General features: G+C 61.0%; 21 protein-coding genes. 8 read left to right on the top strand and 13 right to left on the bottom strand.

Annotated elements, in window-relative coordinates; genetic code table 11:
- Window positions 1–6: 6 nt before the first annotated feature.
- From ACZ5YA_RS22575 to mnmG, 3 genes are read right to left on the bottom strand one after another with little or no spacing between them, the layout of a single operon-like run.
- Window positions 7–807, bottom strand: a complete 801-nt coding sequence (locus tag ACZ5YA_RS22575; protein WP_059376264.1) for a ParA family protein — start codon at window positions 805–807, stop codon at window positions 7–9.
- The gene (gene rsmG, locus ACZ5YA_RS22570) at window positions 804–1493 is read right to left on the bottom strand and encodes a 16S rRNA (guanine(527)-N(7))-methyltransferase RsmG (RefSeq protein WP_059376266.1); all 690 of its coding nucleotides are present in this window, start codon (window positions 1491–1493) and stop codon (window positions 804–806) included. The genes ACZ5YA_RS22575 and rsmG overlap by 4 nt, the downstream gene beginning before the upstream one ends.
- The gene (mnmG, locus tag ACZ5YA_RS22565; protein ID WP_059376269.1) at window positions 1490–3409 is read right to left on the bottom strand and encodes a tRNA uridine-5-carboxymethylaminomethyl(34) synthesis enzyme MnmG; all 1920 of its coding nucleotides are present in this window, start codon (window positions 3407–3409) and stop codon (window positions 1490–1492) included. The genes rsmG and mnmG overlap by 4 nt, the downstream gene beginning before the upstream one ends.
- A gap of 1422 nt (window positions 3410–4831) precedes the next feature.
- On the opposite strand from mnmG, the gene ACZ5YA_RS22560 reads away from it, so the two are divergent.
- Window positions 4832–5110, top strand: a complete 279-nt coding sequence (locus ACZ5YA_RS22560; RefSeq protein WP_464091261.1) for a hypothetical protein — start codon at window positions 4832–4834, stop codon at window positions 5108–5110.
- Between the two features lie 819 nt (window positions 5111–5929).
- Here the strand turns inward: ACZ5YA_RS22560 and ACZ5YA_RS22555 are convergent.
- Window positions 5930–6136 (bottom strand): cold-shock protein, encoded by a 207-nt coding sequence (locus tag ACZ5YA_RS22555; protein ID WP_006216596.1) that lies wholly within the window; start codon window positions 6134–6136, stop codon window positions 5930–5932.
- Between the two features lie 232 nt (window positions 6137–6368).
- Window positions 6369–7439, bottom strand: coding sequence for an AbrB family transcriptional regulator (locus tag ACZ5YA_RS22550; RefSeq protein WP_464091260.1), 1071 nt, complete (start codon window positions 7437–7439; stop codon window positions 6369–6371).
- 76 nt (window positions 7440–7515) lie between these two features.
- Here ACZ5YA_RS22550 and ACZ5YA_RS22545 point away from each other — a divergent pair, with 76 nt between their 5' ends.
- A complete protein-coding gene (locus ACZ5YA_RS22545) occupies window positions 7516–8682 on the top strand; it encodes a pyridoxal phosphate-dependent aminotransferase (RefSeq protein WP_059376277.1) in 1167 nt (388 codons plus the stop codon).
- Window positions 8683–8903: 221 nt separating this feature from the next.
- Here ACZ5YA_RS22545 and ACZ5YA_RS22540 read toward each other — a convergent pair whose 3' ends face one another.
- From ACZ5YA_RS22540 to ACZ5YA_RS22520, 5 genes are all read right to left on the bottom strand, one after another.
- The gene (locus ACZ5YA_RS22540; RefSeq protein ID WP_059376280.1) at window positions 8904–10430 is read right to left on the bottom strand and encodes a tripartite tricarboxylate transporter permease; all 1527 of its coding nucleotides are present in this window, start codon (window positions 10428–10430) and stop codon (window positions 8904–8906) included.
- The gene (locus tag ACZ5YA_RS22535; protein WP_059376281.1) at window positions 10427–10864 is read right to left on the bottom strand and encodes a tripartite tricarboxylate transporter TctB family protein; all 438 of its coding nucleotides are present in this window, start codon (window positions 10862–10864) and stop codon (window positions 10427–10429) included. Before ACZ5YA_RS22535 ends, ACZ5YA_RS22540 begins: the two co-directional genes overlap by 4 nt.
- A 111-nt stretch (window positions 10865–10975) precedes the next feature.
- The gene (locus tag ACZ5YA_RS22530; RefSeq protein ID WP_059376284.1) at window positions 10976–11974 is read right to left on the bottom strand and encodes a Bug family tripartite tricarboxylate transporter substrate binding protein; all 999 of its coding nucleotides are present in this window, start codon (window positions 11972–11974) and stop codon (window positions 10976–10978) included.
- Window positions 11975–12094: 120 nt separating this feature from the next.
- A complete protein-coding gene (locus ACZ5YA_RS22525; RefSeq protein ID WP_419343866.1) occupies window positions 12095–13471 on the bottom strand; it encodes a sensor histidine kinase in 1377 nt (458 codons plus the stop codon).
- A gap of 97 nt (window positions 13472–13568) precedes the next feature.
- Complete coding sequence (locus ACZ5YA_RS22520; protein ID WP_013397059.1) at window positions 13569–14246, bottom strand: response regulator; 678 nt, start codon at window positions 14244–14246, stop codon at window positions 13569–13571.
- A gap of 489 nt (window positions 14247–14735) precedes the next feature.
- On the opposite strand from ACZ5YA_RS22520, the gene ACZ5YA_RS22515 reads away from it, so the two are divergent.
- Window positions 14736–16103: a ClcB-like voltage-gated chloride channel protein gene (locus ACZ5YA_RS22515; protein WP_464091259.1), complete on the top strand. Its 1368-nt coding sequence runs from the start codon at window positions 14736–14738 to the stop codon at window positions 16101–16103.
- Window positions 16104–16161: 58 nt separating this feature from the next.
- Here the strand turns inward: ACZ5YA_RS22515 and ACZ5YA_RS22510 are convergent, their stop codons facing one another.
- The gene (locus tag ACZ5YA_RS22510; protein WP_464091258.1) at window positions 16162–16614 is read right to left on the bottom strand and encodes a GNAT family N-acetyltransferase; all 453 of its coding nucleotides are present in this window, start codon (window positions 16612–16614) and stop codon (window positions 16162–16164) included.
- Between the two features lie 186 nt (window positions 16615–16800).
- On the opposite strand from ACZ5YA_RS22510, the gene ACZ5YA_RS22505 reads away from it, so the two are divergent.
- Window positions 16801–17139 (top strand): hypothetical protein, encoded by a 339-nt coding sequence (locus ACZ5YA_RS22505; RefSeq protein WP_464091257.1) that lies wholly within the window; start codon window positions 16801–16803, stop codon window positions 17137–17139.
- A gap of 25 nt (window positions 17140–17164) precedes the next feature.
- Here the strand turns inward: ACZ5YA_RS22505 and ACZ5YA_RS22500 are convergent, their stop codons facing one another.
- Entirely contained in the window at window positions 17165–17722 is a 558-nt protein-coding gene (locus ACZ5YA_RS22500) for a hypothetical protein (protein WP_118932730.1), read from the bottom strand.
- Window positions 17723–17764: 42 nt separating this feature from the next.
- Here ACZ5YA_RS22500 and ACZ5YA_RS22495 point away from each other — a divergent pair, with 42 nt between their 5' ends.
- Window positions 17765–18121, top strand: a complete 357-nt coding sequence (locus ACZ5YA_RS22495) for a transcriptional regulator (RefSeq protein ID WP_054455821.1) — start codon at window positions 17765–17767, stop codon at window positions 18119–18121.
- 32 nt (window positions 18122–18153) lie between these two features.
- Here ACZ5YA_RS22495 and mnmE read toward each other — a convergent pair whose 3' ends face one another.
- Window positions 18154–19506, bottom strand: a complete 1353-nt coding sequence (gene mnmE, locus ACZ5YA_RS22490) for a tRNA uridine-5-carboxymethylaminomethyl(34) synthesis GTPase MnmE (RefSeq protein ID WP_059376299.1) — start codon at window positions 19504–19506, stop codon at window positions 18154–18156.
- A gap of 115 nt (window positions 19507–19621) precedes the next feature.
- On the opposite strand from mnmE, the gene ACZ5YA_RS22485 reads away from it, so the two are divergent.
- Genes ACZ5YA_RS22485 through ACZ5YA_RS22475 form a run of 3 tightly spaced genes read left to right on the top strand, consistent with a single transcriptional unit; the run spans window position 19622 to window position 23107 of the window.
- Window positions 19622–21208 carry an ABC transporter substrate-binding protein gene (locus ACZ5YA_RS22485; RefSeq protein WP_059376302.1) on the top strand — a complete coding sequence of 529 codons (1587 nt, stop codon included), beginning with the start codon at window positions 19622–19624 and terminating at the stop codon, window positions 21206–21208.
- Window positions 21209–21215: 7 nt separating this feature from the next.
- Entirely contained in the window at window positions 21216–22190 is a 975-nt protein-coding gene (locus ACZ5YA_RS22480) for an ABC transporter permease (RefSeq protein ID WP_059376304.1), read from the top strand.
- On the top strand, window positions 22187–23107 hold the full coding sequence (locus ACZ5YA_RS22475; RefSeq protein WP_059376306.1) for an ABC transporter permease: 921 nt from the start codon (window positions 22187–22189) through the stop codon (window positions 23105–23107). The genes ACZ5YA_RS22480 and ACZ5YA_RS22475 overlap by 4 nt, the downstream gene beginning before the upstream one ends.
- The last annotated feature ends 1 nt before the right edge of the window (window position 23108 follow it).

The raw sequence follows: 23108 nt of genomic DNA, 5'->3' as shown, positions 1-23108 counted from the left end.
TGCGGTCTACTTCAGATCCTTCTTCACGCGCTCGATCATTTCAGCGCCAAACGAGATATAGGCTTGCGCACCACGCGAGCCGCGGTCGTACACCACGCCGGGCATGCCGTAGCTGGGGGCTTCGGCCAGGCGCACGTTGCGCGGCACCACAGTCTTGAAAACCTTGTCGCCGAAATGCGCCTCGAGCTGCGCGGAGACCTGCTGTTGCAGGGTCATGCGCGGATCGAACATGACGCGCAGCAATCCGATGACGCGCAGGTCGTCGTTGATATTCCGGTGCACGCGCTTGATCGTGTTGACCAGGTCGGACAGGCCTTCCAGCGCGAAGTACTCGCACTGCATCGGAATGATGACGCCATGGGCGGCGGCCAGGCCGTTCAAGGTCAACAGCGACAGCGTGGGCGGGCAATCGATCAGCACGAAGTCGTACTGCGTGGCGACCGTGTCGATCGCGGCCTTCAACTGGCGCTCGCGTTGTTCCATCTGCACCAGGTCGATCTCGGCGCCAGATAGTTCGCGGTTGGCGGGCAGCACGTCGTAGCCGCCCGACTCGGACTTCACGCGGGCCTGCTCGATGTTGGATTCGCCGATGAGCACCTGGTACAGGTTCGACTCGAGCGAGTTCTTGTCGATGCCGCTGCCCATCGTGGCATTGCCTTGCGGGTCCAGGTCCACCAGCAGCACACGTTGGTTGTGCGTGGCAAGGCCCGCCGCCAGATTGATGGCGGTCGTCGTCTTGCCCACACCGCCCTTCTGGTTGGCAATGCAGAAAATGCGGGCGGAGGTGCTGGGGGGTATGTTCTTCATAGGGTTCCTTGACTACGGCGCATCCAGATCAGGCAGCGTTCGGCCTGCAACTCAGGCACGCGCAACGGCTGGATGTGATCGACTTGCCATTCTCCGCGCGCATGCAGCGCCTGTATTTCGTCCTCGGGGACCTTGCCCTTCATGGCGACGAGGGTACCATCGTTGCGTACATGGCGACCTGCGAGTTGCGCAAAATCGTCCAAGGAAGCAAAGGCGCGTGACGTCACCACATTGCACTCGGCGGGCGGCAAGGTTTCGATACGCGCGTGGCTGGCCTGCAGATTGGGCAAGGCCAGCACGCCGCTCATCTGGCGCACGAATGCCGTCTTCTTTTCGACTGCGTCCACGCAGGTCACAGACCAATGGGGTCGCATGATCGCCAGAACGACGCCTGGCAAGCCGCCGCCCGATCCGACGTCGTAGACCTTGGCCGGCGTGTCCGAAGCGCCCAGCGCCTCGCTGAACGGTCCCACGGCGGCCAGGCTGTCGAACAGGTGCTGGATCAGCATCTGCTGCGGATCGCGGATGGCGGTGAGGTTATAGGTCCGGTTCCAGCGCTGCATCTGCGACAGATAGTTCAGCAGCTTGGCCATCGTGGCGGCGTCGGCGTCCAGCCCCAGTTGCTCGCATGCGCGAGACAGGCGGCCGGCCATGTCCGCGCCGGCCGTATCGGCGTACGCGCTCATGCCGCTTGCTTGCGCGAGCCGTAATGCAGGCGCTTCAGATGGATCAGCAGCAAAGAAATTGCAGCGGGAGTGACGCCGGAGATACGCGCGGCCTGGCCGATGGTCTCCGGGCGATGCGACTTGAGCTTCTGGCGCACTTCGAACGACAGGCTGGTCACGGCATCGTAGTCGACATCAACGGGGATGGCCTGTTGTTCATGCGCGATCTGTTTCTGGACTTCGACCTGCTGGCGATCGATGTAGCCGGCGTACTTGACCTGGATCTCGACTTGCTCGGCCAGCACTTCGTCTTCCACCACGCCGGGGCCGGCCAGGAGCGAGCCGTCGGTATTGCGGGCCGCCATCAACGCTTCATAGGAAACATTGGGCCGTTTCAGCAGGTCTGAAAGTGAGTACTCACGTTCAATCGCCTTGCCCAGCAGAGGTTCCGCAACTTCGGCGGGAAGTATACGCGGATTCACCCAAGAGGATTTCAAACGTTCGACTTCCGCGGACACGGCGTCGCGCTTGCGATTGAAGGCATCCCAGCGCGCGTCATCCACAATCCCGAGGCGACGGCCGATTTCGGTCAGACGCAGATCGGCGTTGTCTTCGCGCAGGCTCAACCGGTATTCGGCCCGGGACGTAAACATGCGGTACGGCTCAGTCACGCCGCGCGTGACCAGGTCGTCGACCAACACGCCCAGATAAGCCTCATCGCGGCGCGGAGTCCATTGCTCCCGCTCCAGCGCGTACAGCGCGGCGTTGACGCCAGCGAGCAGCCCTTGGGCGGCCGCTTCTTCGTAGCCGGTCGTGCCGTTGATCTGTCCTGCGAAGTACAGGCCCGTGATCGCCTTGGTTTCCAGGGTGCTCTTCAATCCACGTGGATCGAAGTAGTCGTACTCGATGGCGTAGCCGGGGCGCAGGATGTGCGCATTTTCCAGGCCAGGCAAAGAATGGATCAGGGCCAACTGCACGTCGAACGGCAGGCTGGTCGACACGCCGTTCGGATAGACCTCGTGCGTATCCAACCCTTCGGGCTCCAGAAAGACCTGGTGCGACTCCTTGTCGGCAAAGCGATGGATCTTGTCTTCGATGGACGGGCAGTAACGCGGCCCCACCCCCTCGATCACTCCGCTGTACATCGGCGAGCGGTCCAGGCCGCCGCGGATGATGTCATGGGTACGGGCGTTGGTATGCGTGATCCAGCAAGGCAGCTGGCGCGGGTGCATGGCCACGCTGCCCATGTAGGAAAACACGGGAATCGGATTCAGATCGCCAGGCTGCTCTTCCAGGATGCTGTAGTTGATCGAGCGGCCATCGATGCGCGGCGGCGTGCCGGTCTTCAAGCGCCCTTGCGGCAAGGCCAGTTCCTTCAGGCGCTGCCCCAGGGAGATAGCGGGAGGATCGCCGGCACGGCCGCCCGAATAGTTCTGCAGGCCCACGTGAATCAGGCCATTCAGGAACGTACCCGCAGTCAGCACCACGGACTTGGCGCGGAACTTCAGACCGATCTGGGTAACGGCACCGACCACGCGATCGCCCTCCACCATCAGGTCTTCGACCGCCTGTTGGAACAACCAGAGGTTTGGCTGGTTTTCCAGGCGGCCACGGATAGCCTTGCGGTACAGCACCCGATCAGCCTGAGCGCGCGTAGCGCGAACTGCTGGCCCCTTCGATCCATTGAGGATGCGGAATTGAATCCCCGATTCATCCGTCGCCAAGGCCATCGCGCCACCCAGGGCGTCGACTTCTTTGACAAGGTGGCCCTTGCCGATCCCGCCAATGGAGGGATTGCAAGACATTTGGCCTAGGGTTTCGATGTTGTGCGTCAGCAGCAGCGTCTGGGCGCCGGCACGGGCGGCAGCCAGCGCAGCTTCGGTGCCGGCGTGGCCGCCACCGACGACGATGACATCGAATTCGCGGGGATAGTCCATGATGGGGGGAAGGTAAGAGAGCGTTCGGTGCTCATTATAGAGGCAGGGATTGCATGTTTCACGTGAAACATGCTTCGGCGCAGCTTGAACCTGGTTAGGGCCGAGGCGCCGTCGGCAAAAGGCAACTTCAGAAGCCCGTGAGGGGTGAATATGTCGGCATTTGCCACTGCTTTGCCCATTGTGTTTCACGTGAAACGTCGTACTTTTCGAAGCTGATCACCTCCTACCCGGGCGTGCCACCAAATCGTCGGCATCAGAATCTCTCCCATCCATGTACCTCTGTATTGGATGAAATTCGCCATAAGGGGATAGAGGATGAGCGGACATGTTCCACGTGAAACATGTCAGAACTCCCAGCATGGTTCCTGTATGAATGCACCCTGCCCACTGCCTCGAGTACTTGGTCATTTCTTATCAAAGTGCTGGACCGGCGAATGTTCCACGTGAAACAGATACCCTTTGCGCGGTGCCGCGCCAGGTACCGCAGTCGCCCTCTCCTTCAAACAAAGAGTTCATGCTTTCCCATCACAGGCCAGCGACGGCCGGGCATCGTACAGCTCATCGGTTGGATGAGTCATGCCTGCTTTTTGAGCATCTCACACGTACATTCCTATTCCCTACACCTCCGATGTTTCACGTGAAACATTGCTTCTCTGCACCGCTGGCGATGAACGTTTCACGTGAAACGTTCATCGTTAAGTGGGCGAATAGCGGCAAGAGGTCTGTTCCACACTCGAGAATGTTCCACGTGAAACACAAGGGCAGGACCCGCGTGGATAGAAATACAGGCAGACGTTCGAACCTCGTCATACGAACCTAACCCAACTTCCTACCAATCATTCGGCTCACGAAATCCTCAAATTTCAATCTTCCAAAGGTTCATTCAAAAGAAAGCAATTTTCCAACCCCTACCCTACCCCTTACCCAAATCAAAGACACTTTTTCGTGTTTCACGTGAAACTAAAGCGCTGACAGGTATCGAAAGCGCGCCACTTATCGGTAGTGGAATCCATGCGCACGACTTCTACTACGACGTCAGTCCCTTGATAAGAAATCGTCCTGTCGGATTTGCGCTTATCCATCCCAGCATCAAAACTGGCTAGTACCTGAAATGCCCGGCTCCGCCCATTGGCAAAGCGCGGGTTGTACACGTCCTATCTCAGCCTGAGGCGATATCTTTCGCTCAAGGCGACAGCTCGGGATAACTCGGAAGCCACAAATCGGGTGGAAAAAACTCGCGGCAGAGTCCCTCGGATACTGCACAGTGTTATCAACAGCTAGCAGATCCGATAGCTACCGACATTCGCGGTTTCACGTGGAACAACTCTGGGGATAAGTCATTGCAGGCCAGTGCGTCGCGGGCCGCAAAACGGCTATGGCTGACGAGCTCGGCAAAGTGCCAAGAAGCATGAAAAAGCACAAATGCCCAACTGTCTTCTCTATGGCAGCAATCGATTATTTCTATTTTGGATGCTTGCCAAGCTTGGGAAAAGTGACGATCAAACCAGTGCAATAGTGGCGCAAAAAACCGTGGAAAACTATGTGGATAAGATCGTCGTCACTGCCACAACGAATTTTCGAAAACCCACCATGACGACATTCGCCCTTGAATGTGGCCAGGAACTCTACCGCCGTATTCAGGTCCAAATACCGCACAAAATGGTGGAAGCGGATTATTCACAAAGCTATCCACAGATTTGAACCCTGCGGCCTCCCACTACGCGTACACCGTCGACCACGCCGCACGGATTCATTGACCGGACAACCATCTTGCCCGTCCGCGGTAACCCGCGCCATCATCCTTATGGGTGAGACCCGGCCTTTCATGTGAAACCCTGTGGAAAACTCGCCGAGCGGGAATTCAGACTCACCCATGTATTGACCGCAGTGCCCTCGATCCGGTTCCGCCCACGCAGTCCCAAGTCGCGCACAGAGCTCTGGATATCTTCACCCCGCCCTATCTTTCGGACCCTATCCCCATTTCTATCCACAGGCACTTAAGCCGCCTCAGGGCACCAAAGGGTGTAATTCTGTGCATAACCGGGATGGGGATATCTTTGTGAACAACCGCCCACCATCCGAGCAAAAACGGGCCAGAGCGGCCTCAGAACAATATGGCGCCGCCGCCCCGATGCCGCCTGAGATTCACTTCAATATCGCCTTAAATGCCTGTATTTCCTAGGGAAAGGCCATGTTGAAGCGTAGCTATCACGGCTAAGCCAACTAAACCAAAGCAGCGCAGCCACTCCGCGACAGCGTTCCAAGAAAGACGGGATAACTGTGCAAAACCCGGGTACCGAGATGCAATTGCTTCATTGCTGAGCAAGAAAATACTCATACCCGAAAATAATTATCCACAAACTTATCCACGGGCAGAGAATATGTTAGTGAATACTAACTACCCGAGTGGAGCAAGCAGAGCAGGCGCAGGCCCCAAATGAAACAACGCCCCAGACCTTCCGGTCTTGGGGCGTTGTAGCCAGGCCGAGCCTGGCGGACGGGAAATTGGGATTTCCCGATTTAGAGCGGGCGAATTTCGGCCGCTTGAGGTCCTTTCGGACCATCCTTGACTTCGAATTCGACTTCCTGGCCTTCGTTCAGGCTGCGATAGCCGCGGCCCTGGATGGCGGAAAAGTGTGCGAAAACATCGGTACCACCAACGTCCGGCGTGATGAAACCGTAACCCTTGTCAGCGTTGAACCACTTAACTTTGCCCTTCTGAGCCATTTTTTCTAGCGTCCTGTAATTAACTCGAAATGCAATGAATCAAGGACGCCGTGAGAACTGAACGACCGGTAGTAGTACCTGCGTTGCTGCTGCGTTCCCGCTTGCCGCCTAGCTGCAGAACGAGTCCGCGCGCTGCTTGAATCAACTGCGTAATCAGCATACTCAGCACGCATTACAGACTCATATAGTTGTTTACCCCAATGTCGTATTTTTAATACTGGGTCTCGTTCCGCTAGGGTTTACGACTCTGCCGGCGCGCCATGAATGCGTAGATCGGACCAGTCACAATCACCACAAAAACCATGCGCGTAACGTGGAAGGCGGTGACCACAGGAACCCCTAGCTGCAGCACTTTGGCCGTGATCGCCATCTCGGCAATGCCACCCGGCGTAGTACCGAGAATCAACGTGGGAATGGGAGCGGCGGACCATAGCGACAGCAAGGCACCCAGACCAAACGCAAGCGCCAGCGCAGCCACCGTAAAGCCGGCCACAGCCCCAATGAAACGCGGCGCGGCCCGAAAGAAATCCGGCCGATAGCGATCGCCCAACGACCAGCCTATCAGCAACTGGCCAATCTTCGGCACGTAGTCTGGCAAGGCCGACAGCTCGATGCCATTAGCCGTCAGGATCATTGCGACCGACATCGGGCCCAGCACCCAGGGATTCGGCAGCCGCAGCTTCATGAAGGCAGCGCCGCCGACGCAGGTCAGCGTAACCAGTGCCGCCAGCCCCCAAGCATGGACCACTTTGGGTCCAGGAATCGTGGGATCCAGCCCTGCCACGCCCCACCACTGGAAGATGAAGGGCACGGCGACCACCACCATCAGCACGCGCACGCTATGCGCCGTCGCCACCCGATCTATGCGCGCTCCGTGGCGCTCGGCCAGGTTCGCCATTTCGCTCGCTCCGCCGATGGCGGAAGAAAACCAGGCCGTCTTGAAATCTACATCGGTGTAGCGGCGCAGGATCGCCGTGCCCATGAAGGCCAGGCCCAACGCGAACAACATCCCGACGATGATAGGTCCGGCGTTGCTGCCTATGTGGCCAATCACCTGCGGCGTGAAGTAAAGGCCCAAGGAAGTACCGATGACCCACTGGCCCGCATTGCGCGCCGGCCTCGGACACGCGGTGCCCAAACCCGCAATGCGCGTAGCTGCGGTCACCAGCAACGCGCCCAGCATCCACGGCAGCGGGATGTGCGCCCATAACGCCAATAATGCGCCAGCCAATGCCAGCGCCAAACCGCCCAACACCCTCCACAATATGTTCTGACCCACGATACCGCCGCACCTTAAGCTCATGTGAAAACCGAATTATGAGTTAGTGGGATACTTACGAAAACTCTCTCTGCTAGCAACGTTCACTCTCGCGTCCACCATGATCCGATCCAAACTTCCCGACGTTGGCACCACCATCTTCACCGTGATGAGCCGCCTGGCCATCGACCACAAAGCCATCAACCTGGGCCAGGGCTTTCCCGACTTCGACCCCGATCCCGCCTTGTGCGCCCTCGTGTCCAAGGCCATGGCCGACGGCCACAACCAGTATCCCTACATGCCAGGCGTGGCGCCCTTGCGCGAAGCCATCGCTGCCAAGACGCGCGAACTCTATGGCCATGCCTACGATCCGGAAACCGAGATCACCGTCACCAGCGGCGCGACCGAAGCGTTGATGGCAACCGTGCTGGCCGCCGTAGGTAGCGGCGACGAAGTCGTCGTCATCGAACCTTGCTACGATTCCTATCTGCCGGCGATCCGGCTGGCAGGCGGCACTGCCGTGCCGGTGCCGCTGCGCGCGCCCACCGAGGCTGATCCCTACTACCGCATCGATTGGCAGCGTGTGCGCGATGCCATCACGTCCAAGACCCGCCTGTTGATGCTGAACTTTCCGCACAACCCGACCGGCGCGGTGTTGGATGACAGCGACCTGGACGCGCTGGAAGCCATCGTGCGCGACACGGGCGTGCTGCTGGTGTCCGACGAGGTCTACGAGCACATTGTGTTCGATGGCAAGCCGCATGCCAGCGTGGCGCGCCGCCCTTTGCTGGCCGAGCATGCCTTCGTGATCTCGTCCTTCGGCAAAACCTATCACACCACCGGCTGGAAGATCGGCTATTGCTGCGCGCCGCGTCAGCTCAGCGCCGAATTGCGCAAGGTGCATCAATTCATGGTGTTCACCGTACCCTCGCCCATGCAGTTCGCGCTGGCCGAGTTCATGCGCGATCCCAAGCCTTACCTCGACCTGCCCGCCTTCTATCAGGCCAAGCGCGACCGCCTCGCTCAAGGGCTGGCCAAGACCCGATTCCGCCCCCTGCCCAGCCCGGGCACATTTTTCCTGCTGGCGGACTACAGCCAGATTTCCAAACAGAACGAGGCCGACTTCGCGCGCGATCTGACGGTAAACCATGGCGTCACGGTGATACCGGTATCGGCGTTCTATCGCCAGCCCGATGCCGCCGAATCGAACCACCGCATCGTGCGTTTCTGCTTCGCAAAAAAAGACGCGACGCTCGATGCAGCCCTGGAGCGTCTGGCGCAGGTTTGACGCCCTCTACTCAACACTCCACAGTGGATTGAATTTTCTCGCTGGCTCTATATACAAGCGTTCCAGACTGAAAAACATGAATAAAAGCTCGCATTAAAGATAGAGCCGATTCAAAGCGGATTCACGAAAAAAAAGGGCGCCCATAAGGCGCCCTATGCAATTCCCGACCCAGATTCCGCAGCGCGGCTGTTGCCCTTTACAACAGCCGCGCCGCCATGGAATCAGGCCGGACCAGCGGCAAGCTCTTTCGCTTTGCGCATGCGGCGCATGATTTGCGGCACGACCACGACGGCGGCCGCCCCCACCCACATCGCAATCGACACCGGGCTGGCGAACAGCACGCCGACATCGCCATCGGTCATCGACAGGGCGCGGCGCAGGTTCTGTTCCATCATGTTGCCCAACACCACGCCCAGTACCAGCGGGGCCATCGGCACACCGAACTTGCGCAAGAAGTAGCCCAGCGCGCCTATGCCCGCCACCAGCAGCAAATCGAAGGTGCCCGCGTTGATGGCGTAGACGCCGATATAGCTGATGCACAAGATGCCAGGCACCATCAACCATCCCGGCACCGACAGCACCTTGGCGAAGAAGCGCACCAGCGGCACGTTCATGACGAACAGCAGCACGTTGGCCACGAACAGCGACGCGATCAAGCCCCACACCAGCTCGGGCTTGGTGTCGAACAGCACCGGACCCGGGGTGATGTTGTAGAGCGTCAGCGCACCCATCATCACGGCAGTGGTACCCGAACCGGGCACGCCCAGCGTCAGCATCGGCACGAACGAGCCGATGGCCGATGCCGTGGCGGCGGCTTCCGGCGCGACCAGGCCGCGCATGTCGCCCTTGCCGAACTTTGCGTCCGGATCCTTGGCTTCGATGATGCGCTTTTCCTGCGAGTACGCCACGGCCGCGGCCACGCTGGCGCCGGCGCCGGGCAACACGCCCACGCCAAAGCCCACCAGCGAGCTGCGCACCACGCTCCACCAGGTGAGCGCCATTTCCTTCAGGTTGAAGAGCTTGCGGCCGCTGGGCTTGACCTCGACGCTATGGCCGGACATGACCTTTTCCAGCATTTCCAGCATCTCGCTGACCGCGAACAGCGCAATCACCACCACCACGAACTCGATGCCGTCGGCCAGATGCACCGATTCAAAGGTGTAGCGATAGACGCCGGAGTTCGCGTCCACGCCGACCACCGAAATCGACAGACCTATCATCGCCGCCAGCACGCCCTTGACGGGCTGTTTGCCCAGCAGGCTGGTCAGGCAGCAGAACGCGAAAATCATCAACACGAAGTACTCGGCGGGGCCGAAGGCCAACGCCCACTTGGCCAGCAACGGCGCGAGCAGGATGATGCCCACGACCGACACGATGGCGCCGAAGAACGCGGACCAGGCGGAGAGCGACAGCGCAACGCTGGCCATGCCCTGCCGCGCCAGCGGATAGCCATCCAGCGTCGTCATGATGGCGCTGGCCTCGCCCGGCACGTTCAACAGGATGGCGGTGATGCGGCCACCGTACTCGGCGCCCACATAGACGGCAGCCAACAGAATCAGCGCGGTCTCGGGCGGCAAGTTCATGGCAAACGCGATCGGGATCAGCATCGCCACGCCGTTGACCGGTCCCAGGCCGGGCAATACGCCCACCATGGTCCCGATGAACGAACCGATCATGGCCACCAGCACGTTGGTCAGCGAAAAGGCGACGCCGAAGCCTATCGCCAAGTGATCAAGAATGCCGCTCATATCAGGGTCTCCAGCAAACCGGTAGGCAGGACCACGTCCAGCACCTTGTCGAACAGCAAGAAAAACAGCACGCTCATGACGGCGCCGCCGATGGCGCACTTGATCCAGCCGCCTCCGAACAGGCGGCCGACGAATATCGTCATCAAAGTGGTCGCGATCACGAAACCCAGCCACTGGAACAGGAAGGCATACGCCACCGCGAATGCCATCATCAGCGCGATGCGGGCATTGGCGCCGGGCGGATTGGCCTCGACCTGATGACCGCCCTTGTAGACCAGCCACAGGCCGCACACGCCGATGATCAGCGCCAGCAGCAAGGGAAAGGCGCGCGGGCCCACCGGTTCATAGGCGAAGGGGGCTTCGATTCCCCAACCCGCCGCGGTCATGAAGGCGGCCAGCGCCAGCGCCGCCACACCCAGTATTCGATCGTTCATGATCACTTTTCCGTTGTAGTCGCATCGCGCGGCGCAGCGCTCCCCTGCCGCCGCGGCTATGCCGGCGGCGGGGAAGCTAGAACAACGCGATAGGGAGGAGAGCCTTGCGGCTTACTTCTTGACCAGGCCGAACGAGTCGGCCAGTTCGCCGTAGACCTTGACCTGGTTCTTCACGTAGGCGTCCAGCTCGGGACCCGTCTTGTTGAAGGGGAACAGGCCCTGCTGCTGGCGCAGCTTGTCGAACTCGGGCGAGGCCGTGGCCTTGTTGAAGGCGTTGACCCAGAATTGGTAGTCGCTGTCCGATACCTTCGGGCCGACGTAGAAGCCGCGGATGATCGGCCAGACGATGTCGTAGCCTTGCTCCTTGGCAGTGGGCACGGTGCCCAGCTTGCCCGGCAGGCGCTGGTCGTTGAACACCGCCAGCACGCGGATGGGAGCACCGCCTTCCAACATGGTGAAGGCTTCCGCCGCATCGCCCATGTAGGCCTGGATATGGCCGCCGCGCAAGGCCGTCACGGCTTCGCCGCCGCCTTCAAACGCCACGAAGCGCATCTTCTTGAAATCCACGCCCGCCGCCTTGGCGGTCAGCGCGGCCTTCATCCAGTCCTGGCTGCCCACGGTGCCGCCGGCGCCCAGCACGATCTTGGTCGGATCCTGCTTGAAGGCGTCCATCAGGCTCTTCAGGTCGGTGTATGGAGAATCGTTGCGGACCACGGCCACGCCATAGTCGGTGCCGATGGCGGCCAGCCAGCGCACGTCGTCGACGTTGTACTTGCCGAACTTGCCCTGGGCCAGGTTCAGGAGCGAACCGCCGGAAAAGGCCACGATGGTGCCCGGTTCGTTCGGGTGCTGGGCCACGATGTTGTTGTAGGCCACGGCGCCGATGCCGCCAGGCATGTAGACGATGCGCATGGTGCTCTTGAGCGCGCCGCTTTGCTTCAAGCCTTCGGTGGCCAGGCGGCAGGTCAGGTCGAAACCGCCGCCAGGCTGGGCGGGCGCGATGCATTCCGGGCGGCGCGGCTCGTCGGCCGCGTGGGCGGCGCCCAGGGACAAGGTAATCGTGCCCAGCGCCGCGACGGCGGCCAGGCGCAGTTTCAAACTAGTCTGCATTTTTTGCGTCTCCGAGATTTATAGGTCTAGGTATGGCTGGAAGCTCTGCTCAGACGGTTCTTTCCGTGATAACGGCCCCAGTGGACGCAACCGTACAAAAACGAAGCTTTCCAAAAGCTTTCAAATTCCGGCGTTTTCCTGGTGCGCCGCAGCATCTTCCTGTTTTTCCAGGGTAAACACCAATGCCGCCCTAAGGCCTGGCAAGGGCACCCGGTTCTCCAGGACCAGCCGCGCCCCCAGGATCTCGGCAATCGTCCCGACGATGGCCAGCCCCAAGCCGGCTCCGGGCTTGTTCTTGCCAGCAGCTCCCCGGCGAAAGCGGATGCCGGCGCGGGCGATGTCCTCCGCCGACATGCCCGGGCCGCTGTCCTCGACCACCAGCCGGGCCTGCCCGGCGTCGATCTGCACCCTTACCGTGACCTCCCCCGCAGGCGAGGTGTAACGGATGGCGTTGTCCACCAGGTTGCTGACCGCTTCCCTCAGCAGCCAGTCCGCCCCCTGGACCGCCACCGGGCGGATCTCGGCCTCCAGGCCGATGTCGAGCTGGCGGGCTCGGGCGGTCGGAAGCAGGCTACGGATGACCCCGTCAGCCAGCTCCACCAGATCCACCGGTTCGGGGCTGAAGCCGCCTTCGGCCAGGGAGGCGTCTTTAGCGCGCGCCAGGGCGAGCATTTGGTTGGTGGTGCGTACGGCCCTGTCCAGGCCCTCCTGCATCGCCAGAAGGGCTGTACGGACCTCCTGGGGGTCTGTTTCGCGCAGGGCGTAGGCGGTCTGGGTCCGCAAAACCGACAATGGAGTGCGCAACTGGTGCGAGGCGTCGTCCAGGAACTGGCTCTGGACCCTCGCCTGGGCCGCAAAACGGGCCATGTGGAGGTTTACGGCCGCGACTAGGGGTAGGACCTCACCTGGCATGTCCGACGCGCTCACGGGGCTTAAATCGTCCGCGGAACGCCCTTCTACCTCCTGACGCAGCCTGACCAGGGGGCGCAGGGCCATGAAAACCCCCAGGATGATCACCAGAACGCTGATCAGGATCACGGCCAGGTCCCGCTCCACCGAGCGTACCAGCACCTGGTGCAGGAAGGCCTGGCGGGTATCCAGGCCTTCGGCTACCTGCACGATAACCCGTCCCCCTTTATTTGCGTACAGAGGTGGATCCATGGGCCGTGCCAGCGCCGCAACCCGCACTGGCGTGCCCTGGTAATCGGCGTAGAAAAAGCGCGGTTCGCCCGAAATCAGCGGTTCGGCAGGCATGGGCAGTCCCGGACTGCCGATTTCGGCCAGCCCGTCCTCGGTGGCGACCCGGTAGAACACGCTGCCATTGGCCGTCAGCTCGAAAAATTCCAGCATCAGGTATGGCTGCTCCATGGCTAATCCACCGCTGGCTGTGGATATGTTGTGGTCGATCGCGCGCAGCGCGCCAGAAAGCGAACGGTCATAGGCAATGTCGACCTGGTTGCGCAGCTGGTGGTTCGACAGCCACAGGGCACCCATCATCACGAAGACCAGGGTCGGGATCAGCCACCAGAGGAGCTGGGTCTTCAGTGTACGGTTGCGCTTTTTTGCACTGAAAAACCCTTTTTTTTGCGCACTTCTAGTTGTCAACAAGGTTCTCCAGGCAGTAGCCCATGCCTCGCATGGTCACGATCTGCACGCCGGTGTCGGCCAATTTCTTGCGCAAACGGTGCACCACCACCTCGATGGCTTCCAGGTTGATGTCCGCATCGTCGGTCAGGATGCGGTCCAGGATTTGCTGCTTGTTGATGGGTTCGCCGCTTTTTTGGATCAGTACCCGCAGAACCGAGTGTTCACGTGGGGATAACTGCAAGGGCTGTCCGTTGACCGTGAATTTTTGAGCGGAAGTCTCGAAAACCAGGTTTCCCAGTGTAAGGCGCGGGTGTTCTCTCCCACGGCTGCGTCGGATGAGTGCGATCAACCGCGCTTCCAACTCTTCCACAACAAACGGTTTTGGCAGGAAATCGTCTGCTCCCTGGTGGAGTGTCCCGATTTTTTCGGCCAACGAATCGCGCGCGGTCAAGACCAGGACCGGCGTACGGTCGTCCCGCGCGCGAATCTTCGCGAGCAAAGCATGGCCATCCATGCCCGGTAGTCCCAGATCGAGGATGACCGCGTCGAATTCTTCCATCGCCAGCCTTCTTTCGGCGACCAGCCCGTCATCAGCCCACTCAACGACGAAACCAGCGTGCCTGGCCAGGCTTCTTGAAAGCCAGCGTGCAAGTTCGGCTTCGTCTTCTATCAGAAGGATGCGCATGGACGGAGTCCGGGGGGAGATGGCTGGGCGGAATGGGAGAGCATGTTTGGCTTTTCCTTTATTTCTCTTTATATAAAGACTAATGATTAATAAGGCCTGTGGATAACTACCTTAACCTTGAAAACCTCTTTTTTTTCATCAGCTTGCAGCCGTTTTTGGCTGTGCAAGAACTCTGTGTGGGAAAAAAGCTGAAGTTGGACAAGATTTTGGACCCTGTCCGAAACCCCCGCTTGTTCAACTTGCCTCCACAAAATGTGCACAAGGCGGCTACTTAGGAGTTATCCACAGGGCGTTTCTGCCGGACGGGTTCCAAAAACGGCACTTTTACCCCGAAAAACGTCGGGTTGCCACCCAGCTTTTTCGGCCTTCTGGCGGCGTTTAGAGGCTCTCCAAGGCGTTCGCGGAAAGAGGCATTCGAGGGGAGACGTGCAGCTCTTCTTGACTGGGAACTGAACAAAAAGTGAGCAGGTTCCGCCGTAGAATTCCGCCATGGCGACAGAAATCAGAATCAAGAAAGCGGGCTGGGCAATCTGGCTGCGTAGCCGTTTGTTGGCGGACAACTTGCCGGCCACGCTCTGCGCGGCGGCGTTGATGGGCCTATTGGGGGCGCTGGCCACCGTGGTCTTCCGGGAAATGCTGGCCTGGACGCAAATGTTGCTGGGTGGGGAGGACACTCCTCATGGCATGGTGTCCCTGGCGCGCGGGCTGAGTTCCTGGCAACGCTTCCTGATGCCGGCCATAGGTGGCGCCATCGCGGGCGCCATACTGCAAATGGCGGCCAGATGGCTGCCCAGGCGCGGCGCGGCGGACTATATGGAGGCGATTTCCATCGGCCGCGGGGTCATCGGCTTTCGCCAGACGGTCGCGCGCAGCCTGTCGTCGATTTTTTCCATCGGTTCCGGCGCCTCCATCGGCCGCGAAGGTCCCATGGTGCAGCTGGCGGCGATGTTGTCATCCCTGACCGGCCGCTATCTGGTGCTTCCGCCCAGGCATCTGCGCCTTCTGGTCGCCTGCGGCGCCACGGCGGGGATTACTTCCGCCTACAACGCGCCCATCGCCGGCGCCTTGTTCATATCCGAGATTGTTTACGGCGCGATCGCTTCGGCCACCTTGGTGCCGCTGGTCGTATCGTCGGTCGTGGCGAACATCGTGACGCGCCAGATCCTGCATTACGACGCGGTTTTCCATATGCCGCCCTTCACTTTCGTGTCTGGCTGGGAGGTCATCAACTATCTGGGATTGGGGGTGATCGCCGGCCTCGCAGCACCGCAATTCCTGCGTTTCCTGGACACGGCGCGCGCCGCGTTCGGCCGCGTGCCCGCGCCGCTGTGGGCGCGCATGGCATTGGGCGGACTGATCGTCGGCGCTTTGTCGGTGGTGAATCCCGAGGTCTGGGGCAATGGCTACAGCGTGGTCAACAGCATGTTGCATACGCAGTGGGCCTGGCAGGCGGTGGCCGCCATCCTGCTTTTGAAAACGCTGGCCACCGCGGCCAGCGTGGGATCGGGCGCGGTAGGCGGCGTGTTCACGCCGACGTTGTTCGTGGGGGCGGCGCTGGGCGCCTTGTATGGGACCGGCCTGCAGGCTTTGTTTCCCGCGGGGGATCTGTCGGCGGTATCGAGCTATGCGGTGGTGGGCATGGGGGCGTTGCTGGCTGCCACCACCTATGCGCCATTGATGTCCATTCTGATGATTTTCGAGATGACGCTCAGCTATGAAGTCATGCTGCCGCTCATGCTGGCCTGCATCACGGGTTACGTGATTGCGCATCGCATACGGCCGGATTCGGTATATGCGAAATCGTTGGCCAGCAATCGGCGCGCGCAGCACGTCGTTGCCCAGGACCGCGATGAGTGAATGGATTTTTATTAATATGAGCAAATGCTCGTGTTAATAAAAAAAGTAAGAATAGCCCTTATATAAGGGATTTTTTCATGAAAACGCGCTTCAGCCCGATTTCTTCCGCGCGATGGGTTTCCATGTATCCGTACCGCGTGTAGATCGCGATGTTCTCGGTCATCTTCTCCTGCGTGTACAACCGGATGCAGGTATACCCGGCCTGGCGCGCTGCATTTTCTGCGAATTGCATCAGGTCGCGGCCATAGCCTTTTCCCTGCGCTTGCGGATCCACCGCGATGTTGTCCAGCAGCAGGCAGTCGGGTTCCGGAATCAGGACCAGCACAGCTTGCACGGTACCGTGCACCCGCAGCACATGGACCACGCCTTGTGCGACGCGGATGGCGTAATCGTCGAGCATCGGTCCAGGTGTTGCGCGGATGCGCGCAACATAGTGGCCGTAGGCTTGCGCGACGATCCGCTCGATGTCGGGCAGGTCGTCAAGGCTGGCGAGGCGTATGTCGGGGTGCATGCGAGTTCCGGATAGAGCGCCGCCCGGTGTGGGCGGATTTTCCAGAAATATAGGACGTGCGGCAAGGTCGCAAGATTGTTTTTCCAATTAGTTATAAAATTTATAACTAATAGTTCGCGTGTATACCCCGAAGATGATGTGCGATCACTGAAGAAATTGGCTCAGTGATCCCGCAAAGGAGTGTCAATGGCACCTAGTACGTCTTTCCCGGGGAACAGCGCGTCCGACAATCTGTGGAACGAGTATGCAACGTTCCACGAGGCTTGTTCAGGCGTGCTGGACCGGGTCGAGCAACACAGGGATAGCGGCATCGCCTTGTCGGATAGTGAGTTGTCGGAGCTGAGAACCATGGCGCTCAACCTCAACACATTCGGCCGGGTGCTGCATGGCAAAAGAGCGCGGGAAATGCGCCTGCTGGCCGAGCGCGCCCAGCGGGCCTTGGGCAATGCCGAAGCGGCCTCGCCGCCTGCGCCGGTACAGGAAAACAGCGAATCCGAAGGCAACCCGGCCGCGGTGGCGGGCTAAACCTGAGGCTGGTCCCTTAGGGCAGTCAGGCCGCGCGTCGGCGCAACAACGAGCGTCCCAAGGCACTGACTACCTTGAGCGTGTACAACACGATCAAGGATCCCGCAATGTCTCCGGTCAGCATCGCGATGAAGCCGTCGGCGAGCACGGCTCTCTCTCCCTGGAGAAAGAACCAGAGATGGTGAATGGTCGTATTCATTACCGCATAGACCACTGCGCAGATCAGTAGGCGCCAGGCGGTAAGGTTGCCCAGGTCGGGCTGCAATCGCAGTGCCGAACGGGCCCAGCGGTACGCCAGGTAGGGAGCGGCAGCGGCCATGATGCCCCCCGCGACAGAGCGGAGCATGTCGTCCGGAAAGTAGTAGCAGAAGCAGGCGATCCACGATCCAGCCAACAGTCCGAGCGCCGCGGGCAGGCCAAACAGCAAGGTGCATATCAGGCGCACGCCCGCCGGCAGATAGATCCAATTGATGCCCCGCACAAACTCAAGGTTGGTGAACACCCATTCATTGACTACCAGACTGCCCAGGAACAGCGCCATCGTCACCAGAGCCCACTTACCCTGATCTAGAATGTTCTCCATATTTGGAATTCCGCCGCTTGTCAGTCGCTGCGTCCATTATCCATGAAAGAAAAAAAGAGACCCGCCGACATCTACATGCGCTTTCTGCGCCTGACCGATGCGCTGCGCGGCCTGCCCGCGCTGCCATCGCTCGATCCCCTGGAAGAACGCATACTCACACTGATCGCGCGCGCGTCGCAGGAACAACGCCGCTTGTCTGTGCGCGATGTGATGGCGGTGGACAGCATAGGGTCGCCCGCGACCTTGCACGCACGCTTGAAATCGATGCGCGAGAAAGGCTGGGTACTGCTCGTCGATACCGAGGACGCGCGCCGCAAGCAGGTCGAACTCAGCCAGGCGGCGTTGTCGCATTTCGACCGCTTGTCGGAATGCCTGGTGGAAGCGGCGCGCAAGCCCTGAGCTGCAGCGCTGCAAAACGCCGCCGCTCAGGCTTATTTTCCGATACAGAAGCTCGAAAAGATCTCGCCCAGCAGATCGTCGCTGGTGAACTTGCCCGTGATGCTGGACAGGCTGTCATGCGCCAGCCGCAGTTCTTCCGCAAACAGGTCCAGCACCCGGTCGTCCTGTTCCGCATGCGCAGCGGCAAGCTCCAGGTGTTCCGCCGCGTCTTGCAAGGCGTGCAGGTGCCGTTCGCGCGCGAGCCACGGAGATTCTCCCCCGGGATTCCAGCCCGCGATGCGCAGCAATTCGGCGCGCAATTCGTCGAGGCCCGCGCCGCGCTTGGCCGAGATGCCAAGTTCCTGAGGAGCGGCGGCGAAGGGCGTGGCTAGCAGATCCACCTTGTTGAAGACCTTCAGCACAGGCGTGCGCGGCGGCAGGCGCGCCGTGATCTGGGCGTCCAGCTCGTCGCCAGGCTGGGTGGCATCCTGCAGATGCAGGATGACGTCGGCACGCTCGATTTCCTGCCAGGTGCGCGCAATGCCTATGCTTTCCACCGTGTCCTCGGTTTCCCTGAGCCCGGCGGTATCGACGATGTGCAGCGGCACGCCGTCGATGTGGATTTCCTGCACCACCTTGTCGCGGGTGGTGCCTGCGATCGGGGTGACGATGGCGATGTCGTCGCCGGCCAGCGCATTGAGCAGGCTGGACTTGCCGACGTTGGGCTGGCCGGCCAGCACCACGTGCAGGCCTTCGCGCAGAATCACGCCCTGGCGCGCCTGCGCAATCAGCTTGGCGAGGTCCGCGGTCAGCGCCTCCAGGGTCGGGCGGGCTTGATACTTTTCGAGGAAGTCGATTTCCTCTTCGGGGAAATCCAGCGTCGCTTCGACCAGCATGCGCAAATGGATGATGCGGTCCGACAGGTCGTTCACGCGCGCGGAAAAGTCGCCCGACAGCGACGCCATGGCGCCGCGCGCGGCGGCCACCGACGAGGCCTCGATCAAATCGGCTACGGCTTCGGCCTGAGCCAGGTCCATGCGGTCGTTGAGGAAGGCGCGGCGCGTGAACTCGCCCGGCTCGGCCAGCCGGATGCCGAGGTCGCGGCCGGCGGCCAGACAGCTTTCCAGCACGCGGCGCAGCACGGCGGGGCCACCGTGCCCTTGCAGTTCCAGCACGTCTTCGCCGGTATAGGAATGCGGCGCGCGGAAATAGATGGCGATGCCTTCGTCCAGCAATTCGCCCGTACCGGATTTGAACGGCAGGTAGTGCGCATGGCGCGGTGTGAGTTCGCGCTGGAACAGGCGGCGCACGAGTTCGGACAGGTCCGTGCCGGAGATGCGGACGACGCCGATACCGCCTCTTCCGGGGGCGGTTGCGATGGCGGCGATGGGGGCGTAGGCGGACATATTTCGGGCAAGGCAAGGCGAGAACAATAAGGGAATATAACTGTTGCGCCGTCCCTTGTTTGCTGGTTAATGTGGCCCGGAGGTTCAAAACCCGAAACAATCCAGGGAGATCACAATGGCATCTCGGTTTTCGCGTGTCTTGGCCTGCGGCTCAGCCGCGGTGATGTTGGCCTTCGGCACCTTCAGTTCGGCTATGGCCCGCGATCTGGTGATCGCCTTGAAGACCGAACCTTCCTCGATGGATCCGCAGTATCACGCGCTCACGCCCAATACGCAGATCTCCCAGACCATATTCGATACCTTGGTTGCCACCGACGCGCAGCTCAAGCCGCAGCCCGCGCTGGCCGAGTCCTGGACCGTGGACGGCAAGGTGTGGACCTTCAAGCTGCGCCCCAATGTGAAGTTCTCCGACGGCACGCCGTTCACCGCGGAAGATGTGGTCTTTACGTATGCGCGGGTACCCAAGGTGCCCAACAGCCCTTCCCCGTTCACGCTGTATCTGGGTTCGGTCGAGAAGACCGAAGCGGTCGATGCCAGCACCGTGCGCATCACCACCAAGGACGTGGCGCCGAACCTGCTGGTCAACCTGGCGCAGTTGCCCATCATGTCAAAGAAGGCGGCGTCCGGTCCTGCGGCAGAAGGCAAGACGACGACGGAACTCAATAGCGGCGACGGCCTGATCGGCACCGGTCCCTACAAGTTCGTGTCCTGGAAGCGCGGCGCCGAATTCGTGCTGGCGCGCAACGACAACTATTGGGGCAAGAAGCCAGAATGGGACCGCGTGGTCTACCGTCCCATCAGCAACGCGGCCGCACGCGTGGCGGCGCTGCTTGCCGGCGACGTCGACATGATCGAGGATCCCCCGACCGACGACCTGCCCAAGCTCAAGGGCGACAAGAAACTCTATGTAGAGGAAACGCCGTCGGTGCGTGTCGTCTACGTGGCGCTGGACCAGTTCGCCGAGCCCTCGCCAGGCGTGCAAGGCACCGAAAAGAACCCCATGAAGGACAAGCGCGTGCGCGAAGCGTTGTCGCTCGCCATCAACCGCGATGCGCTGGTCGAGCGCGTGATGGGCGGGGTGGCGTTGCCCGCGGGCAATCTGTTGCCCTACCCCATGTTCGGTTCCAGCAAGGAGCATTCCAAGGCTCCCAAGGCCGACGTGGAAAAGGCCAAGGCCTTGCTGAAGGAAGCCGGCTATCCCAACGGGTTCTCCATCACGCTGGGTTCGCCGTCGGGCCGCTACGTCAATGATTCGAAGGTGGCGCAAGCGATCGCGTCGATGTGGACCCGCATCGGCGTGAAGACCAGCGTGGATGCGATGGCGCCCCCGGTGTTCTTCAAGAACCGCGACAGCTATGCGTTCTCTGCCTATCTGGCGGGCTGGTCCGTGACCAGTGGCGAAATGTCCAACGCGCTGACCTCGCTGCTGGTGACGCGCAATCCCGAAGCGGGCCTGGGCACCACCAACCGCAGCCGTTACTCCAATCCCAAGATGGACGCGCTGGTGAAGGAAGCGTCGTCGACCATGGACGATGCCAAGCGTGCGGACCTCTTGTCCAAGGCCAGCAACATCGCCATGGATGACTACGCCATGCTCCCTGTGCATTTCGAGTTGTCGGTATGGGCAATGAAGAGCGACATCCGCTATCAAGGCCGCCCAGACCAAGTCACGCTCGCACAGTTTGCAACGCTGAAGAAGTAAGGCGCTAGTGCTTGCAACGATCGTAAGAAGGCTGCTGCAGACCATCGTCGTCATGCTGGTCATGTCGGCGCTGGTCTTTGCCGGCATCTACATGGTGGGCGACCCGGTGTCGATGCTGGCCAGCCCGGAAGCGACCGAAGCGCAGCGCGCCGCGGTGCGCGCATCGCTGGGCCTGGATCTGCCGCTGTGGCGGCAGTACCTGATCTTCATGGGCCAGGCGGTGCGCGGCGATTTCGGCAACAGCTTCCTGACGGGCGAACCGGCCATGAGGCTGATCCTCGAGCGCATGCCGGCCACGGTGGAACTGGCCTGCGTGGCCATGCTGCTGTCGGTGCTGATCGGCGTGCCGCTGGGCATCTTGGCGGGGCTCAAGCCCAAGGCCGTGGGTTCGCGCGCCATCATGACGGGCTCGGTGCTGGGTTTCTCGCTGCCCAACTTCTGGGTCGGCCTGATGCTGATCATGGTGTTCGCGGTGATGCTGGGCTGGGTGCCGGCGGGCGGACGCGGCCAGACCGTCAGTATTGGCTCGCTGCAGTTGAGCGTGCTGACCTTGGACGGCTGGCTGAGTTTGGCGCTGCCCGCGGCCACGATTGCCTTCGCCAAGTGCGCGATGATCATCCGCGTGACGCGCGCCGCCACGCGTGAAGCCCTGCCCATGGACTACATCAAGTTCGCGCGCGCCAAGGGCCTGTCCGAAAAGCGCGTGCTGGGCGTGCATCTGCTCAAGAACATCCTGATTCCCGTGGTGACGGTGGCAGGCCTGGAATTCGGCCAGGTGATGGCCTTCGCGGTCGTCACGGAAACCGTGTTTTCGTGGCCGGGCATGGGCAAGCTGCTGATCGATTCCATCATCAATCTGGACCGTCCGGTGGTGGTGGCGTATCTGCTCTTGATCGTGTTCTTCCTGGTCATGTTGAATCTGGTGGTGGACATCATCTACACGGTGCTGGACCCCCGCGTACGTTTGGATAGCCGCCGATGAACACACCCGCCACCGCCGCCGCGCCCCCGGTTCAGGCCAAGGAGCAAACACCGTGGCGCCGCTTCCTGTCGGACTTCTTCGCCAGCAAGCTGGCCACGCTGGGCTTGATCATGCTGGTCCTGATCGTGGGCGCCGCGCTGCTTGCGCCATGGATCGCGCCGCAGAATCCCTACGACCTGGCGACGTTGGACATCATGGATTCCAAGCTCAAGCCAGGCAGCGAAAGCGGCGACGGCAGCATGCGCTATTGGCTGGGTACCGATGGCCTGGCGCGCGACCTGTTCTCGGCCATTCTATATGGCATGCGCACCAGCCTGCTGGTGGCCAGCGTGTCGGTGCTCGCTGCCTTCGGCATCGGCGCTACGGTGGGCCTGATCGCGGCCTATTTCGGCGGCCGCATCGATGCTTTGCTGATGCGGGTTGTGGATATCCAGTTGTCGTTCCCCGCCATCCTGGTTGCGCTGATGTTGCTGGCGATTCTGGGCAAGGGTGTGGATAAGGTGATCATCGCGCTGATCGTGGTGCAGTGGGCGTATTTCGCGCGCGCCGCTCGCGGTGCCGCGCTGGTCGAGCGCGGCAAGGAATACGTCGAAGCGGCGCGCTGCATGTCGCTGTCCTGGGGGCGCGTGCTGTTTCGCCACGTGTTGCCCAACTGCATGCCGCCCTTGATCGTGATCGCCACCATCGACCTGGCGCATGCGATTGCGCTGGAGGCCACGCTGTCGTTCCTGGGCGTGGGCGTGCCGGTGACGGAGCCGTCGCTGGGCATGCTGATCTATAACGGTTTCGAGTACCTGCTGTCCGGTCAGTATTGGATCTCCTTCTTTCCCGGCATCGCGTTGGCGCTGGCCATCATCGCCATCAATCTGGTGGGTGACCATCTGCGCGATGTGCTCAACCCGCGCCACGCGAATTGAG

The organism is Achromobacter sp. JCM 18799, assembly GCF_055395645.1.
The sequence above is the reverse complement of the archived record's forward strand: the minus strand, read 5'-3'. Positions and strand labels throughout refer to the sequence as shown.